Source organism: Patescibacteria group bacterium, assembly GCA_024654625.1.
Classification (GTDB): Bacteria; Patescibacteriota; Minisyncoccia.
Map to the genome: position 1 here is coordinate 56,881 of JANLHB010000005.1, position 23,497 is coordinate 80,377.

Consider the following 23,497-nt stretch of genomic DNA (forward strand, 5'->3'; position numbering starts at 1 on the left):
ACTTTGATATTATCTGTTTAATCAAAGTGTTGCACTTACTTGTTGAACTGACCCTTTCACGCATCCAAGACTGGATTTATTCTTGAATCTGCATTTCTTTTGCGGATGACAAAGCTGATAAATCAGGAAAAACTTCCACCCACTTAAGCTCTTGGATATTTAGAGGCGTCCTGAAAAAAACTCTTTGAAAAGCGTCCGCCATATCAGCTTTAATAAATTCCGCCATTCCAAGGATAAAAGGGTTAGCTCCGGGTGTTATAATCAAATCCCCCTCTTTGACATTATCTACTCTGGGAAGACTAATCTCAAAATTCCCGCCTCCTACACCGCTTGCAACAGTAAAAATATTTGTATTATCTACAAGGACATTAATACTTTCTCCGGCGCTTGAGTAAAGCCTTATCCGGCTGGCGTCCTTGAATACTTTTTCAACATAGCCAAGTAGAATATCGCCGTATGCGCCCACAAGCATTCCTTCTTCTATGCCGTCATCTCGACCTATATCTATAATCAAAACATCATAAGGAACTTGAGGAGGACGCAGTGTTACTGAAGCGATAATACTCCTCCTTTCTTCCGTCATCCTTCCTAAAAGATTCTTGAGCTCGTTATTCTCTTTCTCTAAGAGGCCAAGAGTCATCAATCTCATATCTTTTTCCATTAACTGTTCCTTCATTCTTAGATTCTCATCAACTAGCAACTCCTTATCTTTTATAACGCGACTTTTATATTCATACCAATTATTAATAGAGCCTCTCGCGGCAAAAATAGGAGAAGCAATAGAGAGAGTCGCGCTTGAAATGATTCTATTTCCGATAGCAAACATTATAGCAATCAAAATCATTGCCAATAACAATGTAAGTATTAAAAACTTCTTTCCTGTTTTTTTATTGTGGCGGGAGATCATCTTCATTCTGGATTAAAACATCTTGAAAGTCATCAAGATTATCAAGAATAATACCCGTACCTCTCACTACGGCTGTCAAAGGTTCATCGGCTACGTAAACAGGAATTTTAACTTCAGAAGATAAATGCTCGGCAAGCCCCTTAAGATACGACCCTCCGCCCACAAGCATTATCCCTCTATGCATGATATCAGACACTAATTCAGGAGGAGTCTCTTCTATCACCTCTTTCACAGAGTCCACTAACGACTTGGTAGTCTTGGCTATCGCTTGTCTTACATCAGAAGCGGTCAAAATAACTTCCCTCGGCAAACCCGTTATAAGGTCCCTCCCTCTCACTGCAGATTCAATATCGTCATCCGCCTCAAGAACGGAACCGATAGCTATCTTCACATCTTCAGCTGTTTGCTCTCCCAAAAGAATCTTAAACTCATCTCGCGCATAATGAATAATATCTTGATTCAAACGATCGCCGGCCATCTTAAGGCTTTTTGAAAGAACTATTCCGCCGAGCGATATAATGGCCACATCAGAAGTTCCGCCGCCAATATCAATAACCATATTCCCGACAGGCTCTCCTATGGGTAGACGCATACCGATAGCCGCCGCCATCGGCTCTTCTACTATATACACGTCTCTGGCTCCCGCATTACGAGCGGCGTCGCGGACCGCTCTTGCCTCAACATTAGTCACGCCGGAAGGGACACCGATAACAACCCTCGGGCGAGACAATATATTTTTTCTATTCTGTTGAGCTCTTTTTATAAAATAAGCTATCATCTCCTCGGCAACTTCAAAATCTGAGATAACTCCGTCCACAAGCGGCCTTACGGCATTTATATGAGCGGGTGTTCTGCCGACCATTTTTTTAGCTTCTGAGCCTATTGCCACCACTTGGCCCGTCTTTTGATTCACGGCGACAACAGACGGTTCATTGATAATAATCCCTTCTCCGCTTACATACACAAGAGTGTTAGCCGTGCCTAGGTCTATCCCTATATTATTAGAGAAAAAATTATTGAACTTTTTTAACATAATTTAAAATATCTTCTTTTTTTATAATACTAGCCTCTTCCATATTACGCTTCTTTAACTCCACGCCGCCTTTTTCCATACTCTTCTCGCTTACGACAATCCTGCATGGTATGCCGATAAGGTCGCTATCGGCAAATTTTTCTCCGGCGCTTTTATCTCTTCGCTCATCATATAATACTTCTACGCCGGCTTTTTGCAAACTTTCATATATTTCATCTGAAATATCTCTAATAGATTCACTAAGAAGAATCAAATGAACATCAAATGGCGCCACGTTCTCAGGCCAGATAATCCCCTTTTCATCATTGTGTATTTCAACAATCGTCCCCATAAGTCTTCCTAGCCCTATCCCGTAACAACCCATAAGAACCGGAGTATTTACTCCGTCTTCATTCTTATATGTTAGATCAAAAGCATCGGTAAACCTTGTCTTTAGTTCAAAAATATTCCCCACTTCAATGGCTTTCTCTGTTTTGAAATTAGAATTACCGCACTCAGGGCAAACTTTCTGCTCATTTATAATCTCATCATTTATGGCAACCTTGCAACTATTGCAGACATATATGGTATCTTCACCAGCGGAAGTTATAGTCTGAAACTCATGAGAATACTTTGAGAAACTCCCCCCGGAAGCAAAAGTAAGATAAGTCTCATCTCCTATACCGGCTCTTTTGAAAATATTCTTATAAGCTTGCTTCATTATCTCATAATATCTTTTAAGGTCGTCTTCGTCTTTATGGAAAGAGTAAAGGTCTTTCATCATAAATTCCCTTCCACGCAAAATACCGGACTTTGCGCGAAGCTCCATTCTGAATTTGTTTTGAATTTGGTAAACATAAACAGGCAAATCCTTGTAAGACGAAACAAATTTTTTAACAAGCGGAACAACTATCTCTTCATGAGTAGGACCAAGCGCGGTCTCCCTGTCGCCCGAGTCAGAGAGTTTATAAAGATCGTCCATTGTCTCCCATCTGCCTGTCTTTTCCCAATTCTCTTTCGGCTGCATTGAAGGCATCAGAAGCTCTACCCCGCCTGATTTATTCATCTCGTCTCTTATTATATTTTCTATTCTTCTTAAGACACGCAAGCCTAAAGGGAGATACGTATAGACACCCGCCATAGTCTTATCTATAAAACCGGCTTTTATAAGAAGAGAGGCGTTCTTTGACACCTCATCCTTTGGGGCGTCTTTAATTGTTTTCGTAAAGAGTTTAGACTGTAGCATTAGAGATAATAATATCCGAAAACCGCCTGTTAGTCAAAAATAAATAAAACGCCTCACTCCTTCGAGAAGGAGTGAGGCGTTTAAACAAGTATACATTTTGATGCGGTCGTTGCTTTTTATATACATCATCAATTCACAAGATTTTTTATCCTTTTGAGGATTAGTTATAAATAAATGACTGGCTGAATATAAAATTTCTGGCTTCCTGCTTGCAAGGAGAAATTTTAATGAAGCAAAAGGAATATTATTTATCCAAGACGAGAACAAATAAAAAATCTGTGGATTTATAATGAAACTCACCTAACCTACCCCTTAGAACCACTGGTAGGTTTTCGTATCTGTCTTATTTTGGAGACATTAATAGATTTCATGGCTATGAACTGAGAAGGCGTCCTATAGCCGGGCTTCCCTTTCTTTCCTCCAACTTTTGCATAATTTTTCATTATTTTTATTTTTATCTTTTTATTATTAATCCGTAACAATGATTGTTCCCTTCATAAAAGGATGTATCCTGCAATAGTAATCAAATGTGCCGGGTCTTGTAAACATAAATATATAACTCTGACCTTTTGCCAAAATCTTAGATTCAAGTTCGGGCAATGGATTTTTCACAATACTGGAATCAGAGGCTATCTGATGCGCAAAGTTATCTTCATTTGTCCAAGTTATCTCGGTTCCTCTTTTTATAACAATTACCGACGGACTGAAAGCATTATTTTTTATTGATATAAAATTATTTTTGAGAAGAATTGTCTGATTTGGCTCGGCCTGAGAAGTGGGTTCGCTTGAAGCTTTCGGTATTACTTTTTGAGCGGGGACATTATTCTCGTCAATCAAAGCATTGTTGTTTTCTTCTATTAAGCCGCTTTTATCAGCTTCACCATCGCCATTATCAATAACCGAATCATCTGTTCTATAAAATTTAAAATAATACACGCTTCCTACCGCTATCAATATAACTGCTATCACAAAATATTTATTTATAAAACTTTTTTTATTATTCATACTTTATTTTATTATACTACTTATATATTATATATACTACAGTAATTTAATAATATCATTAAATGTGATAACAATCATCAATATTATAAGGATAGCGAACCCAACTCCGTTTAAAATCCCGGTGACTTTCGCATTTATAGGAGATCTTTTTATCGCCTCTATTAAGAGGAGAAATATTCTCCCTCCATCAAGCGCAGGAAATGGAATAATATTTAAAATAGCCAGGTTGATAGAAAGAAAAGCGGTGAAACTTAACAGATATATAAAACCAAATTCAGAGGCCTCGCCAACTAAGCCTATAATTCCAACGGGTCCGCTTATCTGAGAAAGACTCGCCTTTGCCGTAAAAGCATCTTTAAAGAAACTTGTCATACCGACAGCCGTCCCTACGGTAAGATTTATTGTCATTCTTAATCCGGCATACATTGCTTTATAAAAAGGCATTTTCACAACGCCTATCTCATCCATTGCTATACCTATAGCCGGACTTTCCCCAAAGATACCTTTCTCAGGCTGTATAAAAACAGAAATTACTTCCTTTCCTCTTTTATAAGAAAGTTCCAGCTCTTTGCCTTCACTTGAAACTATAAAACTTTGGATGGTCTCTGTTGATAATGGAGACACAAGCGATTCACCGTCTTTTAAAGACAAACTTACAATCGCATCTCCGGCTTTAAGACCGGCTCTCTCAGACGGAGAATCCTTTTTAACATTCAATATAAGCACTTTGGCATCCCTTATATCCGCGCCCTCTGGAGCACCGGCAACACTAGTAGGAAAACCGGCAACAAAACCTGCTGTTATAAGAAACCACGCCAAGATAACATTAAAAATCACCCCGGCAGCAATCACTGCCACCTTTATATAAATAGGCTTGCTCACAAAACTCCTTGGACCGCTCTCATTATCTTCTCCAAAAATTTTTACAAAACCGCCGAACGGAATAAGATTTATAGAATAAACTGTCTCTCCTTTCTTGAATTTAAATAGACGCGGAGGAAAACCTATACCGAATTCGTCTACCCTTATACCAGACTTCTTGGCAACGATAAAATGCCCGAATTCATGGACAAATATCAAAACACCCAATACTATAAAAAATAATAAAATACTCATAAGACAATTTTCAATTAACAATCTTCAATTTTCATTAAATAATCAATTTTTTAATTTTATAAACACTTATCCTAAAGATGAAGTAATCTTTTGAAAAATTAACGTTAACTCGTGTGATTCTTGCCATAATTTTTTTATCTCCTCTTTATTTTCTGATATGCACTTTTCAATCATTCTTAGCCAATATTTAGTCTCCTGTGACTCTTTCTTGCAAATAAAAATTTTATTTCTAAAATCTTTCCTAGAACTGGCATTATTAGCTTCCATGTAATTTGCGCCCACGCTTGTACTGGAACGAATAAGTTGACTAATAACCGGCTTCGTAACTATATCCTGTTTTACATTCTTACAAAATCCAATAATTTCCTCACCAAATTTTGAAGTTCTCTCTTCCAAATCATATTTATTTGAAGATTGCATCATTGGTAATTAATTGAAAATTGATCATTGATAACTGGTAATTGACCGTCATCCTTTTATTTCTACCTCCTTTTTTAAAGACATCTCTTCCAATACCTTGTTCCCTTCATCAATAATTTTCTGAAGCTCGTCTTTTAATCTGAACTTATCATCCTCTGAAATATTGCCGTCTTTTTCATCTTTCTGTATCTTATTCCAAACCTCATCTCTTTCTTTTTTAAGTGAAATTCTGGCCTCTTCAAGCTTGGCCTTGATAATCTTATTTAATGTCTCCCTTCTCTCTGAAGTTAACTCAGGAAAAGAGATTCTTATACCCACATTTGAAGTTGATGGGTTTATCCCTAAATTTGAAGAAGAGATAGCGCTCTCTATAGCCTGCATCAAACTCTGATCCCATGGCTTAATCACAATAGTTTTAGCATCTTCCACAGTAATAGCCGCAATATGTTTTATCGGCTGTCTACTACCATAAGACTCCACAAAGATACTATCCAAGATAGCCGGTGTGGCGCGCCCGGTCCGCAGGCCAGAGAACTCTCTCCCTAACCACTCTTCTATCTCCGTCTTCCTCTTCTTAATGTTTGAAAAATCGTAAGCCATATTGAAAACTATTATATATTATTTCTTTAGATAAAGAAAACATCTAATAAATTAACAAAATTTTATGTCACCTTTAAAACTATAAGTATATTTTTTCTACGGTCGTAGATTTTATATACATTGGTCTAATAAACTAATAAGATCTTCAATCGTTTTGAGGATTAATTATAAATAATAAAAAATAGCCCTGCTCCGACGGATCGGAACAGGGCTAGAAGTTTGAAGTCTGCGACTACGGGGTGCACTAATCAATCAGTTCACCCAACTTGTAGTGTCCCTCGTACGTCGTGGCCGTCACGACGTACTTGGCAAGTTCTGGGTCAAAAACCGCGACAGCCCTGTAGAGGTCGGCCGTCGCACGACCGATGGCAATCGCCACAGGGATTCCTACAGTGGCAGGGCGATAATCTATTTTGACTCTTAAAATCTTCCCTCCTCTGATTATCCCGTCCAGAATCATCTCGCCCAGGCACGTGACTACGTCACGGATGATGTTGTCCACTTTCTTTTCCTCAAAACGTCCAACCACAACATTGAGGACGCTACTGTAATAGTTATGATTGATACGGCAACTTCCTCTCCTTCTTCTAACAATCATCACGCTACCCCCTTTTTTTGTTTAAAAGTTTTCAGATTATCAAAAAACAATTATCATCACTAAATCTAGTGTAACTTATAACACAACGGCTGAATTTAGTAAAGAGTAGAAATATCTACACCACACCAGCTATATTCCTAATGTATACAAAATGAGACGACCGTCTCAAAATGTATACATTGCTGGATTCTTAAATCCATTACATCGCTGCATTGATTTTCATAATAAAATTGGTAGTATTAACTTATTCATAGAGAGGACTGGCCACCTTTTCTATTTCTCCGAAAGGGGACGACATGAATTAGGCTGCCGCAAGAGTCAGGGATAGGAGATTGAGTAGCGACGAGCGAAAAACCAGTGTGCAATAACATTGTACGCAGCACTATCATCCTGATGTAATTCTTGCGGCTTTTTTTATTTAAAAATGCTCTTTCGAATTTTATATCCTAAACTCAATCACATCGCCGTCTTTTACTATATACTCCTTCCCTTCCGTCCTTAAAAGCCCTTTCTCACGCGCGACTGCGTATGAGCCTGCAGCCAACAAATCTTGCCAATTTATAACATCGGCTCGTATAAACTTCTCTTTAAAATCAGTATGGATAGCGGCTCCCGCTTCCGGAGCTGTAGAGCCTTTCTTTATAGTCCACGCGCGAGTCTCCTCCGGCCCGACAGTAAAATAATTCATAAGCCCTAAAAGCTCGTATGCCTCTGTAATAAGTTTATCTATATCACTTTCCACTTCAAGTTCCCTCATCTCCTCTTCTGTCATACTGCTCAATTCTTCTTCAAGTTTAATATCCAAGACGATGTGCCTCTTGGCTTTCAATTCCTCAGGTATCAGAGAAGAGCCTGAGGAATTATAAATATACAAGACCGGCTTCATGGTAAGGAGGTGAAGATCTTTCACTAGCTCCGCTTCCCCTTCATCGAAGCCACTCTCCCGAGCAGGCTTACCACTCTCCAAGGCCGCTTTCACTTTCTCTATGGCACTCATCTTCTTCACCGCCTCTTTGTCTTGCATTTTCACTTCCTTCTTAAGCTTGTCAGCCCTCTTGGTCACAGTATCAAGATCAGCAAGCACAAGCTCCGTCTCGATAATCTCAATGTCGTTCAAGGGGTCTATCTTGTTGTGGACATGGATAATATTATCATTCTTGAAGACACGCACCACCTGAGCGATAGCGTCTACCTCTCTTATATGGGAGAGGAACTTGTTCCCCAGGCCTTCGCCCTCGGCCGCACCCTTCACTAGTCCGGCAATATCTACGAACTCCATCGCCGCAGGGATAATCTTCTTCGAGTCCAGTAAACGGCTCAACCGGCTGAGCCGTTCGTCCGGCACCTCCACCACACCTACCGAAGGGTCGATAGTGCAGAAAGGGTAATTAGAGGCATCAACCCCTTTCTGAGTTAAAGCATTAAAGAGCGTGGACTTCCCCACGTTTGGCAAACCGACAATTCCTACAGATAATGACATGTCTACTAATCTAACAGATTCTCATAAAAATAAAAAGCGGCGCGCGGATAAAAAAAATCCGCGCACCGCTTGAGATGAATCTTAAAAATAAGATCTGTAAAGGGAAATACAATCGAGACAACAGGCCCCTCCTGTTTCCTTTATGTCACTACGGCAAACTGTCTCCCTGTTAAGAACTTTACACTTGTCCCTGCCTTGGAAGGAAAACTTCTTTAATCTATCCACCCTCTTTTTCTTTCTCTCTTTCTTTCTCTTTGCCTTATTCCTGTCTCCCCTTTTCCTCTGCGATATTCCCATAGGCGACCCTCTCAGTTAGAGTTACGTTACTTTACGATATATACAATTCTCGCAATAACTCCTGCCTACTCTTTTTATATATTTCTGGCAGTGAGATTCTCTCTCCGGTTCACCGCATATCCATTGAGGTGTGTGTGGAACACTTTTATAATATCTCCTTCTTCCTTTCTCTCTCTTTGACATAAGACACCTGCCTTTCTTATCGCGAGATTGGTTTACCAGAGGTAGCGGTACAATCTTTACAGATGGGACTATTTTTCTGCATCTTCCTACAAGCCTTTGAGTCAGGGTCATTGTCACATTTACGTGGACGGCCTTTCACTCTCTTTGCCATAAGCAAACCCTCCTTTTTTTTGTTCACCTTCCGTTATTCAATTATAGAGAACCAATGGACGATAATTTACTTCTATATAAAATCTAACCCAAAAGAATCCTTAACGCAAGAACTGACACGATGTCAACGTGGCAGGTTGACAACATTATTTGCCCTGAAAGAATGTTTAACTTATCATTAAGATAATGATAGTGAAAGATAAGGAAACATTAAAAAATATTATCGCAATAATAATTATTATTGCGCTCTTTATAATCGTTTCTTATCTTACTCAAAGCTATTCGGAAATAATCAGAGAAATGGTAATATTAGACGGCATACTTGGCATGCTTCTATATGTCTTCATCACCGTAGTCGCCGTAGTCTTCGCGCCAGTAAGCACTCTTCCATTTCTGGCTATCGCCTCAGTCTTATGGGGAGGATTTATATCTGCCGTACTTAGCATTATCGGGTGGACTATCGGTTCAGCTATAGCCTTTAATCTCGCAAGGAAATATGGACGCCCGCTCGTCTCTAAATTTATAAACATTAAAAAAATAGAACGTTTTGAAAATATCGTTCCGTCCAAGCATGTCTTCTGGACAATTGTATTTCTAAGACTCGCTTTACCTGTGGATCTTTTAAGCTACGCATTAGGACTTCTCACCAAAATACCTTTTAGTGTATTTATGTATGCCACGGTGATAGGCCTCACCCCATTCGCTTTCTTATTTGCTTACGCCGTTGAACTCCCAACTTCTTATCAAATAATAGCCGGCACACTAAGTTTCGTCGTGATAATATTCATCCTCAAGCAAGTTTACAAGAATCTCCCGCCTAAGGAATAACTATACGACCTGCACCAAGATAAGATTAGTCGTCCCCGAGGAGCCGAAGGGAATACCGGCTGAGATCACTATTTTATCTCCCTTCTTCACGAGACCGGTCTTTGCCGCCTCTTCTTTAGCGACATCTATCATGGCGTCATGGTCTTTTATATTTTTTATCTTTTTTGAAAATGTGCCGAAGCTTAAGGCCATCATGTTGCGCACCTTTTCGTCATGAGTAAGGGCGAGGACCGGTTGCTTTGGCCGCCACCTTGAGATCATTCTGGCTGAAGAACCGGAGCTGGTAAAAACGACGATAAGTTTAGCGTCCAAGCGATAAGCCGTCCGACAGACTGATGCGCTTATAGAATCTACCACCGAGAGGTTGATCCCGTCGCTTATAGACTTCAAAACCTGCTCATAAGGGAAAGACTTCTCCGTGTGCCGGCAGACTGAGGCCATCGTCTCAATAGCCTCCACTGGGTAAGCGCCGAGAGCCGTCTCCTCAGAGAGCATTATAGCGTCTGTGCCGTCAAGCACTGCATTAGCTATGTCGCTCACTTCGGCCCTTGTCGGCCGAGGGTTCTTTATCATCGACTCCAAGACCTGAGTCGCGGTGATGACGGGCTTCCCCTTCTCGTTGCATTTTTTTATTATCATTTTTTGGATGAGGGGCACCTCCTCTAAAGGCACTTCTATGCCGAGGTCACCACGCGCCACCATTACTCCGTAAGCCTCGTCTATTATCTCGTCTAATTTTGAGACGGCTTCCTTTGTCTCTATCTTAGCGATAACTCCCGCCGAAGAACCACTCTTCTCTATAATCTTCTTAAGCACTTTCACATCTTCCCCCTTCTTCACGAAAGAGAGCGCCACGAAATCAACATCATGCTTTAAGGCAAACTCCAAGTCTTTCTTATCTTTAGCAGTGAGAGCCGAAATACCTACGGAGACACCGGGGAGGTTCACCCCCTTCTTCGACTTCAGCTCCCCTCCCACAATGACGGTAGAGAAGACATTATTTCCCGAGACCTTATCCACCTCAAGCTTCTTTGAGCCGTCTTCCAACATTACAAAATCGCCCTTCTTTATCTTTAGGGTTATGTCTTTGCAATTGATAGAGACGATACTCTCGTCCCCCATTATGTCGTCCACGGTAAGAGTGAACTTGGCGCCCTTCTTTAGGAATATTTTACCGTCTTTGAAGTCGCCTATCCTTATCTTCGGTCCGGCAAGGTCTGCCAAGATAGCCATAGGCTTATCAAGTGCCTTAGAGACTTTGCGCACCATCTTGATCTTGGCAAGGTGCTCAGCGTAGTTACCATGAGAGAAGTTGAGGCGCGCGACATTGAGCCCGGCTTTTGCCATCTTAAGGAGCGTCTCTTCATTCTCGCTCACCGGACCGATGGTCGCCACTATCTTAGTTTTCTTCGCGTTCGTTAGCATAAGATATAAGTTTATATCCTAGGCACCTCTTTAGCAAACCCCGAGGCGGATTGACATGAATCCAACGGCTCGACCAGCTGAGCCGTTCAAGAGAGGCCTGCCTCCTGCATGCGCCATGCCTGCGCATGCGGGAGGCAGGCGCTTAGGAAATTATATAATATGAGTAACACGGACGCTAAGGTTGCATTTGAATAAAAATAAGGTAGAATGTTTTAGTAAGTTTGGGCCGGTAGCTCATCTGGTAGAGCGCCTCATTTGCACTGAGGAGGTGGCGGGTTCGAGTCCTGTCCGGTCCACCAATTTAAAACATTAGCACCTGAAAAGGTGCTTTTTGTTTTTTGGTGGACCCGAAGCGAGCCAAATGTTTGGCTCGTGTCAGGACGAGAAAGGATTTTCGTTATGAACGAGCCGGAGGTGAGAGAATCGAAAATCACCTGGATATGTAATAGCCGAGTCCTGTCCGGTCCACAACGTCAAAACCCCCTCTTCACAGACGGGGGTTTTGTTTTTCCATTATTTGTGTATAATTATTATTAATATGACAACGTACTTAACACTTGAAGGTTTGGAAAAGATGAAAAAAGAGCTTGAACACCTAAAAACTGTTAAAAGAAAAGAGATAGCCGAAGAACTTGAAACAGCCATATCTTTCGGCGACTTAAAAGAAAACGCTTCCTATCAATCAGCCAAAGACGCCCAGGGTCTTATGGAAGAGAGAATAATGGAAATTGAAGACGCAATAAGAAATTCAGTAGTCGCCAAAAAAAATAAAAGCGATAAAATTCAAATAGGCTCCAAGGTCAAAGCAAAAATTGATAATTCGGAGAAGACCTTCCATATAGTGAGTCCGAGCGAATCTGACCCGCTTGAAGGAAAGATTTCCTACCAATCGCCGATAGGCAGAGCTCTAATGGAGAAACTCCTTGGAGAAAAAATTAAAATTGAAACACCAGGCGGAATAAAAGACTGTGAAATACTAAGTATTGAGTAGTACTATATTTTATTTCACCATTTTACTATCGCTTAAGCGCGATAGTTATAATATGATCCGCAAAATTAGGAAGCGACAGCCCTACAGCCTCTAACGATTTTGGCAGAAGCGACTCAGCAGTCAAACCGGGCAATGTATTGGTCTCCAATAAATAAATTCCATTTTTTGATACTATAAAATCAGACCTTGAATAATGTCTGCAATTTAGAGTTTTATGAGCTAAACTGGCAAGACCTTCAATCTTTTTTTTAATATCATTCTTAAAACCAGCTGGGCAAATTTCCGCAGATTTTCCGCTGTATTTTGAGTTATAGTCAAAGAATAATCTGTTATTAGGCGGCACAATTTCAACAACCGGCAAAGAATAATGCTCTCTCCCCCTGAAACCCTCAACAATACCGCAAGTCGCTTCTTTGCCAACTATATATTCTTCAACCAATATCTTAGAACTATATTCAAAAGCAAGAGATATTGAAGAAACAAGGTCATTAAAGCCGTTTGCAACAGATACGCCCAGAGACGAACCTGATGATGCCGGCTTCACAACCCACGAAGGACCGAGAACTTTCAATACGGAAAGGGCTGCCTCTTTTGGAGTCACTTCATTTGAAATAACAATACCCCTTGGAACCATTATGCCGACATCGGAAAAAAGTTTTTTACTCATAGCCTTATCCATGGCAAAAAGAGAAGCGGCAACTCCGGAGCCGGTATACGGAGTTCTGAAGCTGTCAAAGATTTGCTGAATCTTTCCATCCTCCCCATAACTGCCGTGAAGAGCATTAAACGCAACATCAATATTTTTAAAAACTTCTTGAGGAGAAGCGGGTAAGCCGTTTATATGCCATGTTCCATCCTTTGTAATAAGAATATCCTTTATCTGATATTTTAAAGGAAAATACTGCAAAAGAGCGGAAATAATACTTCCGCCTGTCTTTAAAGATACTTCATATTCACCAGATGGTCCTCCTCTAAAAATTCCTACCTTTATCCTACCCATAAAATTATTATAATTTATTTCTCTTAATTCTTTTTTATAATTATATCACAGATTATATCACAGACCTTAATTTTTTATGATATCCGATGGCAAATCGATGCGCTTCGTAATTAGAAAGAAGTATCTCTTTCTTAAAATTATCAATCTGTTTTTTTAACCCCAAGAAGCCGGACGGTCTGTGTCTCTCGTCTTTAACCACGCTGACTACCGATATTTTTAATCTATTTTCTCTCAGTATTCTCTCAGCCATATTCTTTTGAGCCTTACCGCCGTCTACAACAATCAAATCAGGTAGAGGCCATTCTTTATGAGACAATCTTCTTAACAAAATCTCTCTCAAAGAAGCGATATCATCGGACTTCTTTACTCCTTTTATTTTAAATAAACGATAATCTGACTTCTTAAGTCTGCCGTCTTCTAAGACCGTAAATACACCGACTGTAAACTTGCCTGAGATATGAGCCACATCATAAGCTTCTATTCTAATGCGACGAACCGGCTTATAAGGATAATCGTCATCTTTTATAAGAGCCACATCTTGTATATGATTTAAAGAAAAAATTTTATTTTTTATAATATCGGCTTTTTCAAATTCGCGATTTTTCGCAAGAAGATTCATCTCTATCTTTAGATTTCTCAATATATTCTTTTTCTTTCCCTCAAAAAATAATTTTATATTTCTTATTATCTTGGCATAATCTTCTTTTGAAATCTCGCCTGAACATACTCCGGGGCAAAGCCCTATCTGCCTATTAAAACAAGCCTTCCCGCTTAAGGGCAGGCACTTGTCTCTAAAAGGAAATATTTTGCGAATAATCTTAAGAGCGTCTTTTAGGCTTCCCCCTTGAGGAAACGGACCGAATAAATATTTAACTTTAATATTTTTGGCTTTCCTCTCATCTTTCTCAATATCACGGCGGCGAAGCGCGAGTAAACGCGGAAATTCCTCCTCAGTAATTGCAATATAATTGAAACTCTTATCGTCCTTTTCTTTAATATTATATTTCGGCTGATATTTTTTTATAAGATTCGCTTCAAGTATCAGAGCCTCCAGTACGCTATCTGTCTCTTGAAATTTTATTCTTATAGATGAATTCACCATCTCCTTAATTCTTGAATCCATTCTTCCCTGCGAATCACGAAAATACGAAAGTACGCGAGAACGCAGAGATGTCGCTTTGCCAATATAAATGGGCTCCCCTTTCAAATCAATAAAAAAATACACTCCATGGCTTTGCGGCAACTTTTTAGCTTGATCCAATAATTTCATATATTAAGATTATCAAAAATAATATCTATTTTCAATTCTCCGGCCAAATGCGGTATACTGTATAGATGAAGCCTTTACGCATACTTATCCTCGGTTCGTGGCATAACGACATCGCCAGACAATTTACGAAAGAGACCGAGGAGCTCGGTAAGCTTATATCTGAGCGCGAGCATATCCCAGTCGTCGCTCCAGGTGCCGGTATCTACGGCGCCGTAGGCGCCGCCTATCGACGCGCCGGAGGAACTAAGAGTGTGGGGTATTACCCCAGAGAAGAGGCGCGGGCAAAAGTAGGAGAAGTATATACCTTCGAGCCGGATGAGAAGATTATGGTAGAAGAAGATTACCCTACCCGCAACCTTCGCCAAGTCCAAGGATCTGACGCTATCATCGCTATTGCCGGAAGGACGGGCACTATGACCGACTTCATCTCCGGAGCGACTGACTACGCGCTCCCCTGCGCTTACCTTAAAGGCTCGAGTCACAACATGGACACCTTGGTGGAGCTTGATGGTATAAAGGGTAAGCCAAATGTATTCGTCGGGGATACAGTAGAATCCCTACTAAACTTTGTCGAGAAATTTAATCCTAACCACCAGTAATTTTAAATAATAAAAATAACCATGGAAAACGGAGAAAATATAAATCTCAAGAAGGCTACCATTTCTGATATTCCAACATTAATAGAAATTGAAAGAAGTGTTGCTGGAACAAATATTTATTCACCAATGCTGCAAGCTGATGAATGGGAAGAAGAATTACAAAGAGGTGATGTCTACCTGATAGTACATGACGGTGCCACAGTGGGTAATATTTCATATAGAGAAAAAGATAAAAATCATGTTTATATCAGTGGCTTAGCTATTGATCCTCATTTTCAAGGTCGAGGCATTGCCAGAGAAGCTATGATAAGAATATTGGAAAAACTGAAAGATATATCAAGAGTCGACATGGTAACTCACCCTGATAATGTAAGAGCTCTTAAGCTATATCAATCTTTAGGATTCATTATAGAATCACGAAAGGAAAATTTCTACGGAGATGGAGAGCCTCGCCTAGTGCTAGTATTAAAAAATAATTAAATAAAGACTACATAAAATGAAAAAGGTTAATACAAAAAACCAAATAATCATATACCAGGCGCCGAGCGGGGCCATTGAGTTGAAAGGGGATGTGAAGCGCGAAACAGTCTGGGCTACGCAAAGACAACTTGCTGAAGTATTTAAAGTTGATGTAAGAACAATCAACGAACACTTGAAAAACATATTTAAATTTCATGAATTGAAGGAAAAATCAGTTATCCGGAAATTCCGGATAACTGCATCTGATGGAAAAATTTACAATACAAATCATTATAATTTAGATGCAATTATTTCTGTTGGGTATAGAGTAAATTCAAAGACCGCTACACAATTCCGCCAGTGGGCAACTAAAACACTTAGAGAACACATTGTCATCGGTTATACTATAAACCGCAAGCAAGTTATGAAGAACTACAATGCCTTTATAAAGACCGTAGGAGACATTCAAGCATTACTGCCGGAACATATTGCGCTTGACCCAAAGTCTGTACTTGAACTGGTAAAAGAATTCTCAAATACATGGCAGTCGCTGGACGCGTATGACAAAGAATCGCTCAAAAAGATTGGCGCTACTAAAAAATCAGTAAAAATTTCCACTGATGAACTTTTGGAATCTATTGCAATACTACGCCAAGATCTAATAAAAAGAGGCGAAACAACAGATATTTTCGCGCATGAACGCTCACCGGGAAGCATAGAAGGGATTGTAGGTAACGTCGTGCAATCATTTAATGGCAAACCGGTATATCCAACTATTGAGGAGAAGGCTGCGCACTTGCTTTACTTTATGGTAAAGAATCATCCATTTACCGATGGGAATAAACGCTCCGGCGCATTTGCGTTTATATGGTTTCTACGAAAAGCGCGCAGTAAACGGAGTAGAAACATTAACCCTGCGGCACTTACCGCACTCACTCTCCTTATCGCTGAAAGTAATCCGACTAAAAAAGATCAGATGATTGCCCTTATAACACAACTTCTAAAATAATTATGGAAAACGGAGAAAATATAAATAAAAACGAGGAGCCGGAAATTGATTTTAAAATGGAGGAATTTGAATATTCTCCTGAGGCAAAAGTCTTGAGGGAAAAATTGAAATCACTGAATAGAAAAGATGCAAATCTAATGTCGAATAAAATAGCCCTGTTTGGACAAGAACTAAAAGAAAAGCACGGCGAAGATGAACTTCATAAATATGAGGCGTATCGCCTGCTCGCCGGAAGTGGAGATAGAAAGAAGCCTGAGAATTTCGACCTTCCGGGCGAAGACTCTATTGAAAGGTTTATGGATTCACTGGAAGAAGAGATAAATCCTTAATGTTTTTCAACGGCTAAGTCCGCTATGGCTATTTACTATATCAATAAAATATTATATAAATAATACGGATACGATGCTCTTTAATTAACCCATAAATAAGAGGGGTGATATGATGAAAAAGATAATATCAATATCTCTTCTGCTTTTTGCACTTGTATTCACACTATTAAGCGCCAAAGTAAACGCCGAAAACATATCAAAGAGAACGATTATGGCGGAAAGTTGGGACAAAATACATTCTCACATAAACACACTGATAGATTACGAAATGGTAATATATTATCATATAAATAAGAGTAATGAAGAAGCCAAAGAAAAATGCGAGAATTATGATGCCAACAAAGAAACATTTGAACACGGCCTTTTTTACAAAGAGCAGATAATAAAAGCCCTGAAATCGTTCCGTGAATCGCTCGAAGAAATAGCGATTATTTCAAACTTAAAAAAGGGCGTATTCAATGAAATGCTCTTTCTAATGAGCATTCATCACCTAAAAAGCACAAATCCTTTATGGACAGCGCTTGAAGAAAGAGGAGACTACTACGAAAGAGAGAGCGAACACAGGCTCGAGCTTGCAACCAGTATCTATGACATCATAGATAACGGGTGCAAATAATCACAAATCCTTGATTCAAATTCTATCCGCCACTTTCAATAAAGTGGCGGATTTTATTTCTTTAACCATTTTTTAAGATAAGAACCAGTATAAGAATCTTTTTCACTCGCCACTTTTTCCGGGGAGCCTTTTGCTACCACATTACCGCCGCCTGAACCGCCTAGAGGGCCCATATCCACAATATAATCGGCGCTTTTTATCACATCCATATTATGTTCTATAAGCACAACTGTATTTCCTTTATCAACCAGTTTATTCAATATCTTAAGAAGATTTTTCACATCCTCATAATGAAGACCGACAGTCGGCTCATCTAAGAGATAAATAGTCTTTTGAACCATAGGCCTATAAAGTTCAGAAGATATTTTTACCCTTTGCGCTTCGCCGCCAGACAGAGTCGTCGCCGATTGGCCAAGCTCCAAGTAGCCAAGCCCTACGTCATTTAAAGTCTTCAGCCTGTCATAAATAGCGGGTATATCTTCAAAAAAGACGAGGGCTTCTTCAACTGTCATTTGAAGCGTCTCAAAAATATTTTTCTTCTTATATCTGACATCCAATGTTTCCTTATCAAAACGCTTCCCTCCGCAAATATCACACCCTACATAAACTGTCGGCAAAAAATGCATTTCAACAGCCACCGTACCGTTGCCTTGGCAAGCCTCGCACCTTCCGCCCTTCACATTAAAAGAAAATCTGGAAGGACCCCAGCCTCGCATCCTGGATTCTTCGGTTGAAGCGAAAAGGTCGCGAATATAAGTGAAAGCTCCGGTATATGTTGCGGGGTTTGAACGCGGAGTTCTGCCTATCGGCGATTGGTCTATCATTATAACTCTTGATAAATATTCCGTGCCTGAGAAAGACTCGCAATTAAAAATTTCATTACTTCTATATCTCCTATCAAACCTTGCCTCGAGATTCTTATACAAAATCTCATAAAGCAACGTTGATTTCCCGCTCCCTGAAACACCGGTTATAACGCAAAATTTACCCAAAGGAATATCAACATTCAAATCTTTTATATTAAAAATCTTTCCGCCTCTTATCTTGATAGCTCCTCTTTCCGAAACTCTTCTTCTTTCAGGCACAGGAATATTGGCATCGCCTCTTAGATAATCCAAAGTAAGCGATTTGCCTTTTCTTGATTTTCCAGTCAAAAGATCTTCAATATAACCTGACGCCACAATCTCTCCGCCATGAACTCCAGCGCCAGGACCGATATCCACAAGATAATCTGAAGCAAGGATAGTATCTTCATCGTGCTCAACCACTATAATTGTGTTGCCCAAGTTACGAAGGTCTTTAAGCGTTTTTATAAGCCTGTCATTATCTCTCTGATGCAAACCAATAGTCGGCTCATCAAGGACATAGAGAGTCCCCACCAATTGAGAGCCGAGCTGAGAAGCAAGCCTTATCCTCTGCGCTTCTCCGCCTGAAAGAGTATTAGCTCTTCTATCAAGAGACATATAATCAAGCCCGACCGACAGAAGAAATTGCAACCTGTTTTCAATTTCCTTAAGCAAAACTTTGGATATTTCCCTGTCGCGTTCACTGAGCTTCAAATCTTTAAAGAATTTTACAGCGCTTGAAATAGATAAAGCGATAAGCTCAACTATATTTTTATCATCTACAAACACATGCAAAGCTTCTTCTCTTAAGCGAGCGCCATGGCAAATATCGCACGGTTCATCGCCAAAAAGATGTTTTGTCCCGAGGCCATGGCAAGCCGGGCATGCTCCATAAGGCGAATTAAAAGAAAATAAGCGAGGCTCAATCTCAGGGAAAGAGAAGCCGTCGTAAGGACAAGTAAAAGAAGACGACATTAAAAATTCTTCATCAGTATCCGGAAAATTAATCTTAACAATACCGTCTGCCTCGCGAAGAGCGCGCTCAATAGCTTCAGCCAATCGCGACCTAAAATCACCCTTAATCCCCTCCTTGCCGGAGAGAGATATCTCGTCTATCAAAATATCTATATCGTGTTTTTTATTTTTTGCCAATATTATCTGCCCGCGAAGCTTCTTTATCTTACCGTCAACCCTCACGCTCTCATAACCCTTTCCCAAAAGATCATAGAGAAGTTGATAATACTCTCCCTTTCTTCCGCGCACAATCGGAGAAAAAACTAATATACTTCCTAGTTTAGAACCAGCTTTGACATTGCTTTTAACTTTTGAAATATTTTTTAAAACAACGTTTATTATTTCTTCATTTGAAAGACGCTTAATTTCTCTTCCGCATTTAATACAATGCGGTTTCCCTATCCTCGCGTATAACACACGCAAATAATCATAAATCTCAGTAATGGTCGCCACTGTTGATCGCGGGTTTGAGGAACGAGACTTTTGATCTATAGAGATGGCTGGTGAAAGGCCATGAATCTCATCCACATCCGGTTTCTGCATTTGAGCTAAAAATTGCCTGGCGTAAGCGGAAAGAGATTCCACATAACGCCTTTGTCCTTCGGCAAAGATAGTGTCAAAAGCAAGCGAAGACTTGCCCGAGCCTGAAAGGCCGGTAAAGACTATCATCTTACCCCTAGGAATCTCAAGATTAATATTCTTAAGATTATGCGTTCTGGCGCCTTTTATTATTATTTTTTCATCTTTATCTTTCATATATTTTTCTACAAGAACTCGGAGATTTGGCTTCTGAAGAATTTCCCTTATGACCGTTCTGGAAGAAGTCAAATCTCCGAGTTCTTGTTTATATCCTCAGAAAACCAAAATTTTCCCTCTTTTATTCAATGAGGGGTATATAGAGAATATTATACCAACTAGATAAAAAAGAAAGCCCCGCGTGCCGCAAAGAAAGAAACGGCTCAACGCGTTGAGCTGTTTCTTTCTTTGATTTTTTCATCTCGCATCTTTTCAATTTCTTTTATTTCATCTCTCAATATAGCAGCCGTCTCAAAATCAAGCTCTTTTACCGCCTGACTCATCTGTTTCTCTTTGTCTTTAATCAGTTTCTTAGGATTTTTTTCAAATAATTTCTTATCCATTTCAAACACAGCTTTTACCGTTTTCTGATGCTGACTCTCAAGCGCTTCTGTAATATCATGAATCTTCTTAATAATAGTTTTAGGTGTAATTTTATGCTTTTTATTATAAGCAATCTGTATCTTCCTTCTTCTCTCTGTTTCGCCTATTGCCCTTTTCATAGAACCAGTGACCGTATCAGCATAAAGAATGACTCTTCCGGCAGAATTTCTAGCCGCTCGGCCGATGGTCTGGATAAGAGACGTCTCACTACGTAAAAATCCTTCTTTATCGGCATCAAGTATTCCGATAAAAGAAACTTCCGGCAAATCAAGTCCTTCTCTCAACAGATTGATGCCGACAAGACAATCAAACTTACCCCTTCTAAAATCTGTGAGTATTTTTATCCTATCAAGAGTCTTAATTTCACTATGCAAGTATTCTGCCTTGATTTTTTGTTCTTTTAGATACGAAGCCAAGTCTTCAGCCATCTTCTTGGTAAGAGTTGTGGCTATAGAACGCTCTCCTTTCTCAGCCGTCTTTCTTGCCTCTTCTATAAAATCGGCAATCTGGCCCCTATACTCAGCCTCCGGCTGAGTCGGGCGACCACCAAGTGGTTTAGCCCTATATTTCCCTTTCTCAATTATCGGCTTAATTTTAATCTCAGGGTCAATAAGTCCCGTCGGCCGAATAATCTGTTCCACTATATTTTCACTTACTTCCTTCTCATAATTTCCAGGAGTCGCTGAAGTATATACGACCTGACCTACACGTTCTTCAAACTCTTTGAAATTAAGAGGCCTATTATCCATAGCTGAAGGCAGACGAAACCCATATTCTACCAAAGTCTTTTTTCTTGACGCATCACCGGCATACATACCAGCAATTTGAGGAACGGTCACATGCGATTCATCAATAATAGTCAGGAAATCAGGTTTCCCGTCTTTAGCATAAGGAAAATATGAAAGCAGTGTTTCCGGCGCTGTACCGGCCGGCACGCCCCTAAAATGACGGGAATAATTTTCAATTCCATTGCAATAACCTATCTCTCTTATAAGAGCGATGTCATTTAATGTTCTTCGCCTGAGTCTTTCTGCCTCAAGCAATTTACCTTCTTTCTCAAGTTTCTTTAAATGAGCCCTTAGTTCTTTTTTTATAGACTCTATACCTGCGTCTCTTTTATCTTTTCCGGTAATAAAATGCTTAGCCGGAAAAAGAAAAATAGTTTTTTCTCTCTTTAAAATATGGCTTGAAACAGGGTCTATCTTCAGTATCTCGCCGATGGAATCTCCGGAAATTTTTATATTATACACTACCCTTTCATTCACAGGCATTATCTCTATAGAATTACCGACTACTCTGAATTTCCCGGGAAGTAAATCCGCATTAGTTCTTTCAAAATAAATAGCAATCAATTTATGCAATAAATCTACGCGCGACATTTTTTCATTTTTTTCTATTTTTAACAGGCTTTCTTCATACTCCTTTGGGCTCCCTAATCCATAAATACAAGAGACGGAAGCGACAATGATAACATCCGAACGGCTTAAAAGCGCTTGAGTGGAAGCGTGGCGAAGACGGTCTATCTCTTCATTAATCTGCGTCTCTTTCTCTATATAAGTATCAGTTATTGGAATATAGGCCTCCGGCTGATAATAATCATAATAAGAAACAAAATAATGAACAGCGCTGTCAGGAAAAAACTCCTCATACTCAGAAGCAAGCTGAGCGGCAAGGGTCTTATTATGAGCTATGACCAATGTCGGCTTCTGGATTTTCTCTATGACATTAGCCACCGTAAATGTCTTACCTGAACCTGTAACACCTAAAAGCGTCTGTCTCAATAAGCCGCTGTGAATACCCTTAGCAAGCTCGTTAATAGCCTTCGGCTGATCACCGGCAGGCTTGAATTTAGACTTTAATTTAAACTTAGACATATATTTTACCGAGCCATAAAATAAGCTCTTTTAAGAAGCCTTCATTTCTCAATAATATTGTTGTACCGTGCGCCGAGTTAGAAAAAATTTTGATTTGCTTGTTTTTAGATGGTGCTGCTTCAAAAATATCTTTTGCCATATCGCTGGCGCACTTATCGGCTGACAATCCGCGAGCATCCTGATAGCCGCAATCATGCTCGCTACCGGAGGCAAAAATTGCCTGATTGTCATTTAAATTTTTAGCAAGCTCTCCTCCTAAAATGCCCCTGTAATTAAGCCCCGGGGAAAGTAAAATTGAGGCTTTAATCTCAGGGTTCTCTTTCTGATATTGCAATGAAAGATTTGCCCCAATAGAAGCGCCTGCCAGAAAAATCTTACCAATCGCCACCCCTTTATTTTTAAGAAATTCAATGCTGGCTTTAACATCTAACATAGACTTCTGGTGTTCCTTATCATCAAACCGCATAAATCCTTCCGGCCCTCCGTCTGACTCGCCATGCCCTCTTAAGTCTATAGCCAAAGAAGAAAATCCCGCCTCAAGCAGTTCTTTGGCAAATCCATTCCAGCTTTCTTTAGTAGAAGGCATCATATGAAGTAATAAACCGGCGCCTTTTGCGCCAGAAACTTCTATATAATTGCCAACTATTTCTTTATTATCAATTGTCTTTAAAATTACTTTTTCTTTCATATTTTAATTATATAAATAAAAAAGGGGCAAAGTAAACCTACTCTGCCCCTCAGTGACCACCGACTATGTCCATAAATATCTTGCTTCTTTCGTCAAGAGTAATGCGTGATTTTTCCCCTTCTTCTTTCTTCTTGCTCTCTTTCAATACGGCAATCCTACGGCCATATTCATCTTCTACCGATTTTATTTTTTTCTCATCCTCCTTAGAGAATCCAATTGCTTTTTTGTATTTTTCCAGAAGAATTTTCATCCTGTCCAAAGCTACAGCATTATCACAATGCCTAGCATTAAGCAATACTCCTATCCAGACGAATATTTCTTCCACGTCATCTCTGTCTATTTTCTTTATCTCCACAA

The 23,497-nt window shown here is 39.8% G+C and carries 24 protein-coding genes and 1 tRNA gene; 8 read left to right on the plus strand and 17 right to left on the minus strand.

Features of this window, described 5'->3' with window-relative positions; all coding sequences use genetic code 11:
* Positions 1-76 precede the first annotated feature (76 nt).
* The 10 genes from NUV40_00410 to NUV40_00455 form a co-directional block, all read right to left on the minus strand.
* The gene (locus NUV40_00410; protein ID MCR4342354.1) at positions 77-913 is read right to left on the minus strand and encodes a rod shape-determining protein MreC; all 837 of its coding nucleotides are present in this window, start codon (positions 911-913) and stop codon (positions 77-79) included.
* Complete coding sequence (locus tag NUV40_00415; protein MCR4342355.1) at positions 888-1,940, minus strand: rod shape-determining protein; 1,053 nt, start codon at positions 1,938-1,940, stop codon at positions 888-890. The genes NUV40_00410 and NUV40_00415 overlap by 26 nt, the downstream gene beginning before the upstream one ends.
* Positions 1,921-3,165: a His/Gly/Thr/Pro-type tRNA ligase C-terminal domain-containing protein gene (locus tag NUV40_00420; GenBank protein ID MCR4342356.1), complete on the minus strand. Its 1,245-nt coding sequence runs from the start codon at positions 3,163-3,165 to the stop codon at positions 1,921-1,923. The genes NUV40_00415 and NUV40_00420 overlap by 20 nt, the downstream gene beginning before the upstream one ends.
* Positions 3,166-3,633: 468 nt before the next feature.
* The gene (locus NUV40_00425; protein MCR4342357.1) at positions 3,634-4,170 is read right to left on the minus strand and encodes a cupredoxin domain-containing protein; all 537 of its coding nucleotides are present in this window, start codon (positions 4,168-4,170) and stop codon (positions 3,634-3,636) included.
* Positions 4,171-4,206: 36 nt separating this feature from the next.
* Positions 4,207-5,286 (minus strand): site-2 protease family protein, encoded by a 1,080-nt coding sequence (locus NUV40_00430; GenBank protein ID MCR4342358.1) that lies wholly within the window; start codon positions 5,284-5,286, stop codon positions 4,207-4,209.
* 66 nt (positions 5,287-5,352) lie between these two features.
* Complete coding sequence (locus NUV40_00435; protein MCR4342359.1) at positions 5,353-5,709, minus strand: four helix bundle protein; 357 nt, start codon at positions 5,707-5,709, stop codon at positions 5,353-5,355.
* Positions 5,710-5,754: 45 nt separating this feature from the next.
* Positions 5,755-6,306: a ribosome recycling factor gene (frr, locus tag NUV40_00440; GenBank protein MCR4342360.1), complete on the minus strand. Its 552-nt coding sequence runs from the start codon at positions 6,304-6,306 to the stop codon at positions 5,755-5,757.
* Positions 6,307-6,550: 244 nt separating this feature from the next.
* Positions 6,551-6,907 (minus strand): CRISPR-associated protein Csx3, encoded by a 357-nt coding sequence (locus NUV40_00445; protein MCR4342361.1) that lies wholly within the window; start codon positions 6,905-6,907, stop codon positions 6,551-6,553.
* Between the two features lie 436 nt (positions 6,908-7,343).
* On the minus strand, positions 7,344-8,384 hold the full coding sequence (ychF, locus tag NUV40_00450) for a redox-regulated ATPase YchF (protein MCR4342362.1): 1,041 nt from the start codon (positions 8,382-8,384) through the stop codon (positions 7,344-7,346).
* Positions 8,385-8,465: 81 nt separating this feature from the next.
* On the minus strand, positions 8,466-8,681 hold the full coding sequence (locus NUV40_00455) for a hypothetical protein (protein ID MCR4342363.1): 216 nt from the start codon (positions 8,679-8,681) through the stop codon (positions 8,466-8,468).
* A gap of 519 nt (positions 8,682-9,200) precedes the next feature.
* Here NUV40_00455 and NUV40_00460 point away from each other — a divergent pair.
* A complete protein-coding gene (locus tag NUV40_00460; GenBank protein ID MCR4342364.1) occupies positions 9,201-9,842 on the plus strand; it encodes a VTT domain-containing protein in 642 nt (213 codons plus the stop codon).
* Here the strand turns inward: NUV40_00460 and pyk are convergent, their stop codons facing one another.
* A complete protein-coding gene (pyk, locus tag NUV40_00465) occupies positions 9,843-11,267 on the minus strand; it encodes a pyruvate kinase (protein ID MCR4342365.1) in 1,425 nt (474 codons plus the stop codon). It abuts the gene before it with no gap.
* A 223-nt stretch (positions 11,268-11,490) separates the two neighbouring features.
* Between pyk and NUV40_00470 the strand changes: the two genes are divergently transcribed.
* A tRNA-Ala gene (locus NUV40_00470) sits at positions 11,491-11,566 on the plus strand.
* A 239-nt stretch (positions 11,567-11,805) separates the two neighbouring features.
* Complete coding sequence (greA, locus tag NUV40_00475) at positions 11,806-12,258, plus strand: transcription elongation factor GreA (GenBank protein MCR4342366.1); 453 nt, start codon at positions 11,806-11,808, stop codon at positions 12,256-12,258.
* A gap of 25 nt (positions 12,259-12,283) precedes the next feature.
* Here greA and NUV40_00480 read toward each other — a convergent pair whose 3' ends face one another.
* Entirely contained in the window at positions 12,284-13,258 is a 975-nt protein-coding gene (locus NUV40_00480; protein ID MCR4342367.1) for a D-alanine--D-alanine ligase, read from the minus strand.
* A 52-nt stretch (positions 13,259-13,310) separates the two neighbouring features.
* Positions 13,311-14,528 (minus strand): GIY-YIG nuclease family protein, encoded by a 1,218-nt coding sequence (locus tag NUV40_00485; GenBank protein ID MCR4342368.1) that lies wholly within the window; start codon positions 14,526-14,528, stop codon positions 13,311-13,313.
* A gap of 65 nt (positions 14,529-14,593) precedes the next feature.
* Here NUV40_00485 and NUV40_00490 point away from each other — a divergent pair, with 65 nt between their 5' ends.
* The 5 genes from NUV40_00490 to NUV40_00510 all read left to right on the plus strand — a co-directional run bounded on the left by NUV40_00490 (position 14,594) and on the right by NUV40_00510 (position 17,540).
* Positions 14,594-15,127, plus strand: coding sequence for a hypothetical protein (locus tag NUV40_00490; protein MCR4342369.1), 534 nt, complete (start codon positions 14,594-14,596; stop codon positions 15,125-15,127).
* Between the two features lie 21 nt (positions 15,128-15,148).
* Entirely contained in the window at positions 15,149-15,607 is a 459-nt protein-coding gene (locus tag NUV40_00495) for a GNAT family N-acetyltransferase (GenBank protein ID MCR4342370.1), read from the plus strand.
* A gap of 16 nt (positions 15,608-15,623) precedes the next feature.
* Entirely contained in the window at positions 15,624-16,595 is a 972-nt protein-coding gene (locus tag NUV40_00500) for a virulence RhuM family protein (protein ID MCR4342371.1), read from the plus strand.
* 2 nt (positions 16,596-16,597) lie between these two features.
* Complete coding sequence (locus NUV40_00505; GenBank protein ID MCR4342372.1) at positions 16,598-16,924, plus strand: hypothetical protein; 327 nt, start codon at positions 16,598-16,600, stop codon at positions 16,922-16,924.
* A 109-nt stretch (positions 16,925-17,033) separates the two neighbouring features.
* A complete protein-coding gene (locus tag NUV40_00510; GenBank protein ID MCR4342373.1) occupies positions 17,034-17,540 on the plus strand; it encodes a hypothetical protein in 507 nt (168 codons plus the stop codon).
* 53 nt (positions 17,541-17,593) lie between these two features.
* On the opposite strand, the gene uvrA is transcribed toward NUV40_00510, so the two are convergent.
* The 4 genes from uvrA to NUV40_00530 all read right to left on the minus strand — a co-directional run bounded on the left by uvrA (position 17,594) and on the right by NUV40_00530 (position 23,495).
* Positions 17,594-20,155 (minus strand): excinuclease ABC subunit UvrA, encoded by a 2,562-nt coding sequence (gene uvrA / locus NUV40_00515; protein ID MCR4342374.1) that lies wholly within the window; start codon positions 20,153-20,155, stop codon positions 17,594-17,596.
* A 203-nt stretch (positions 20,156-20,358) separates the two neighbouring features.
* On the minus strand, positions 20,359-22,452 hold the full coding sequence (locus NUV40_00520; protein ID MCR4342375.1) for an excinuclease ABC subunit UvrB: 2,094 nt from the start codon (positions 22,450-22,452) through the stop codon (positions 20,359-20,361).
* Positions 22,445-23,140, minus strand: a complete 696-nt coding sequence (locus tag NUV40_00525; GenBank protein ID MCR4342376.1) for a lysophospholipase — start codon at positions 23,138-23,140, stop codon at positions 22,445-22,447. The genes NUV40_00520 and NUV40_00525 overlap by 8 nt, the downstream gene beginning before the upstream one ends.
* A 49-nt stretch (positions 23,141-23,189) precedes the next feature.
* A complete protein-coding gene (locus NUV40_00530; protein MCR4342377.1) occupies positions 23,190-23,495 on the minus strand; it encodes a hypothetical protein in 306 nt (101 codons plus the stop codon).
* Positions 23,496-23,497 lie beyond the last annotated feature (2 nt).

Coding starts and splice junctions, on each gene's coding strand:
- NUV40_00410 (MCR4342354.1), bottom strand. CDS start 913: ATGAAGATGATCTCCCGCCACAATAAAAAAACAGGAAAGAAGTTTTTA.
- NUV40_00415 (MCR4342355.1), bottom strand. CDS start 1,940: ATGTTAAAAAAGTTCAATAATTTTTTCTCTAATAATATAGGGATAGAC.
- NUV40_00420 (MCR4342356.1), bottom strand. CDS start 3,165: ATGCTACAGTCTAAACTCTTTACGAAAACAATTAAAGACGCCCCAAAG.
- NUV40_00425 (MCR4342357.1), bottom strand. CDS start 4,170: ATGAATAATAAAAAAAGTTTTATAAATAAATATTTTGTGATAGCAGTT.
- NUV40_00430 (MCR4342358.1), bottom strand. CDS start 5,286: ATGAGTATTTTATTATTTTTTATAGTATTGGGTGTTTTGATATTTGTC.
- NUV40_00435 (MCR4342359.1), bottom strand. CDS start 5,709: ATGATGCAATCTTCAAATAAATATGATTTGGAAGAGAGAACTTCAAAA.
- frr (MCR4342360.1), bottom strand. CDS start 6,306: ATGGCTTACGATTTTTCAAACATTAAGAAGAGGAAGACGGAGATAGAA.
- ychF (MCR4342362.1), bottom strand. CDS start 8,384: ATGTCATTATCTGTAGGAATTGTCGGTTTGCCAAACGTGGGGAAGTCC.
- NUV40_00455 (MCR4342363.1), bottom strand. CDS start 8,681: ATGGGAATATCGCAGAGGAAAAGGGGAGACAGGAATAAGGCAAAGAGA.
- NUV40_00460 (MCR4342364.1), top strand. CDS start 9,201: ATGATAGTGAAAGATAAGGAAACATTAAAAAATATTATCGCAATAATA.
- pyk (MCR4342365.1), bottom strand. CDS start 11,267: ATGCTAACGAACGCGAAGAAAACTAAGATAGTGGCGACCATCGGTCCG.
- greA (MCR4342366.1), top strand. CDS start 11,806: ATGACAACGTACTTAACACTTGAAGGTTTGGAAAAGATGAAAAAAGAG.
- NUV40_00480 (MCR4342367.1), bottom strand. CDS start 13,258: ATGGGTAGGATAAAGGTAGGAATTTTTAGAGGAGGACCATCTGGTGAA.
- NUV40_00485 (MCR4342368.1), bottom strand. CDS start 14,528: ATGAAATTATTGGATCAAGCTAAAAAGTTGCCGCAAAGCCATGGAGTG.
- NUV40_00490 (MCR4342369.1), top strand. CDS start 14,594: ATGAAGCCTTTACGCATACTTATCCTCGGTTCGTGGCATAACGACATC.
- NUV40_00495 (MCR4342370.1), top strand. CDS start 15,149: ATGGAAAACGGAGAAAATATAAATCTCAAGAAGGCTACCATTTCTGAT.
- NUV40_00500 (MCR4342371.1), top strand. CDS start 15,624: ATGAAAAAGGTTAATACAAAAAACCAAATAATCATATACCAGGCGCCG.
- NUV40_00505 (MCR4342372.1), top strand. CDS start 16,598: ATGGAAAACGGAGAAAATATAAATAAAAACGAGGAGCCGGAAATTGAT.
- NUV40_00510 (MCR4342373.1), top strand. CDS start 17,034: ATGATGAAAAAGATAATATCAATATCTCTTCTGCTTTTTGCACTTGTA.
- uvrA (MCR4342374.1), bottom strand. CDS start 20,155: ATGAAAGATAAAGATGAAAAAATAATAATAAAAGGCGCCAGAACGCAT.
- NUV40_00520 (MCR4342375.1), bottom strand. CDS start 22,452: ATGTCTAAGTTTAAATTAAAGTCTAAATTCAAGCCTGCCGGTGATCAG.
- NUV40_00525 (MCR4342376.1), bottom strand. CDS start 23,140: ATGAAAGAAAAAGTAATTTTAAAGACAATTGATAATAAAGAAATAGTT.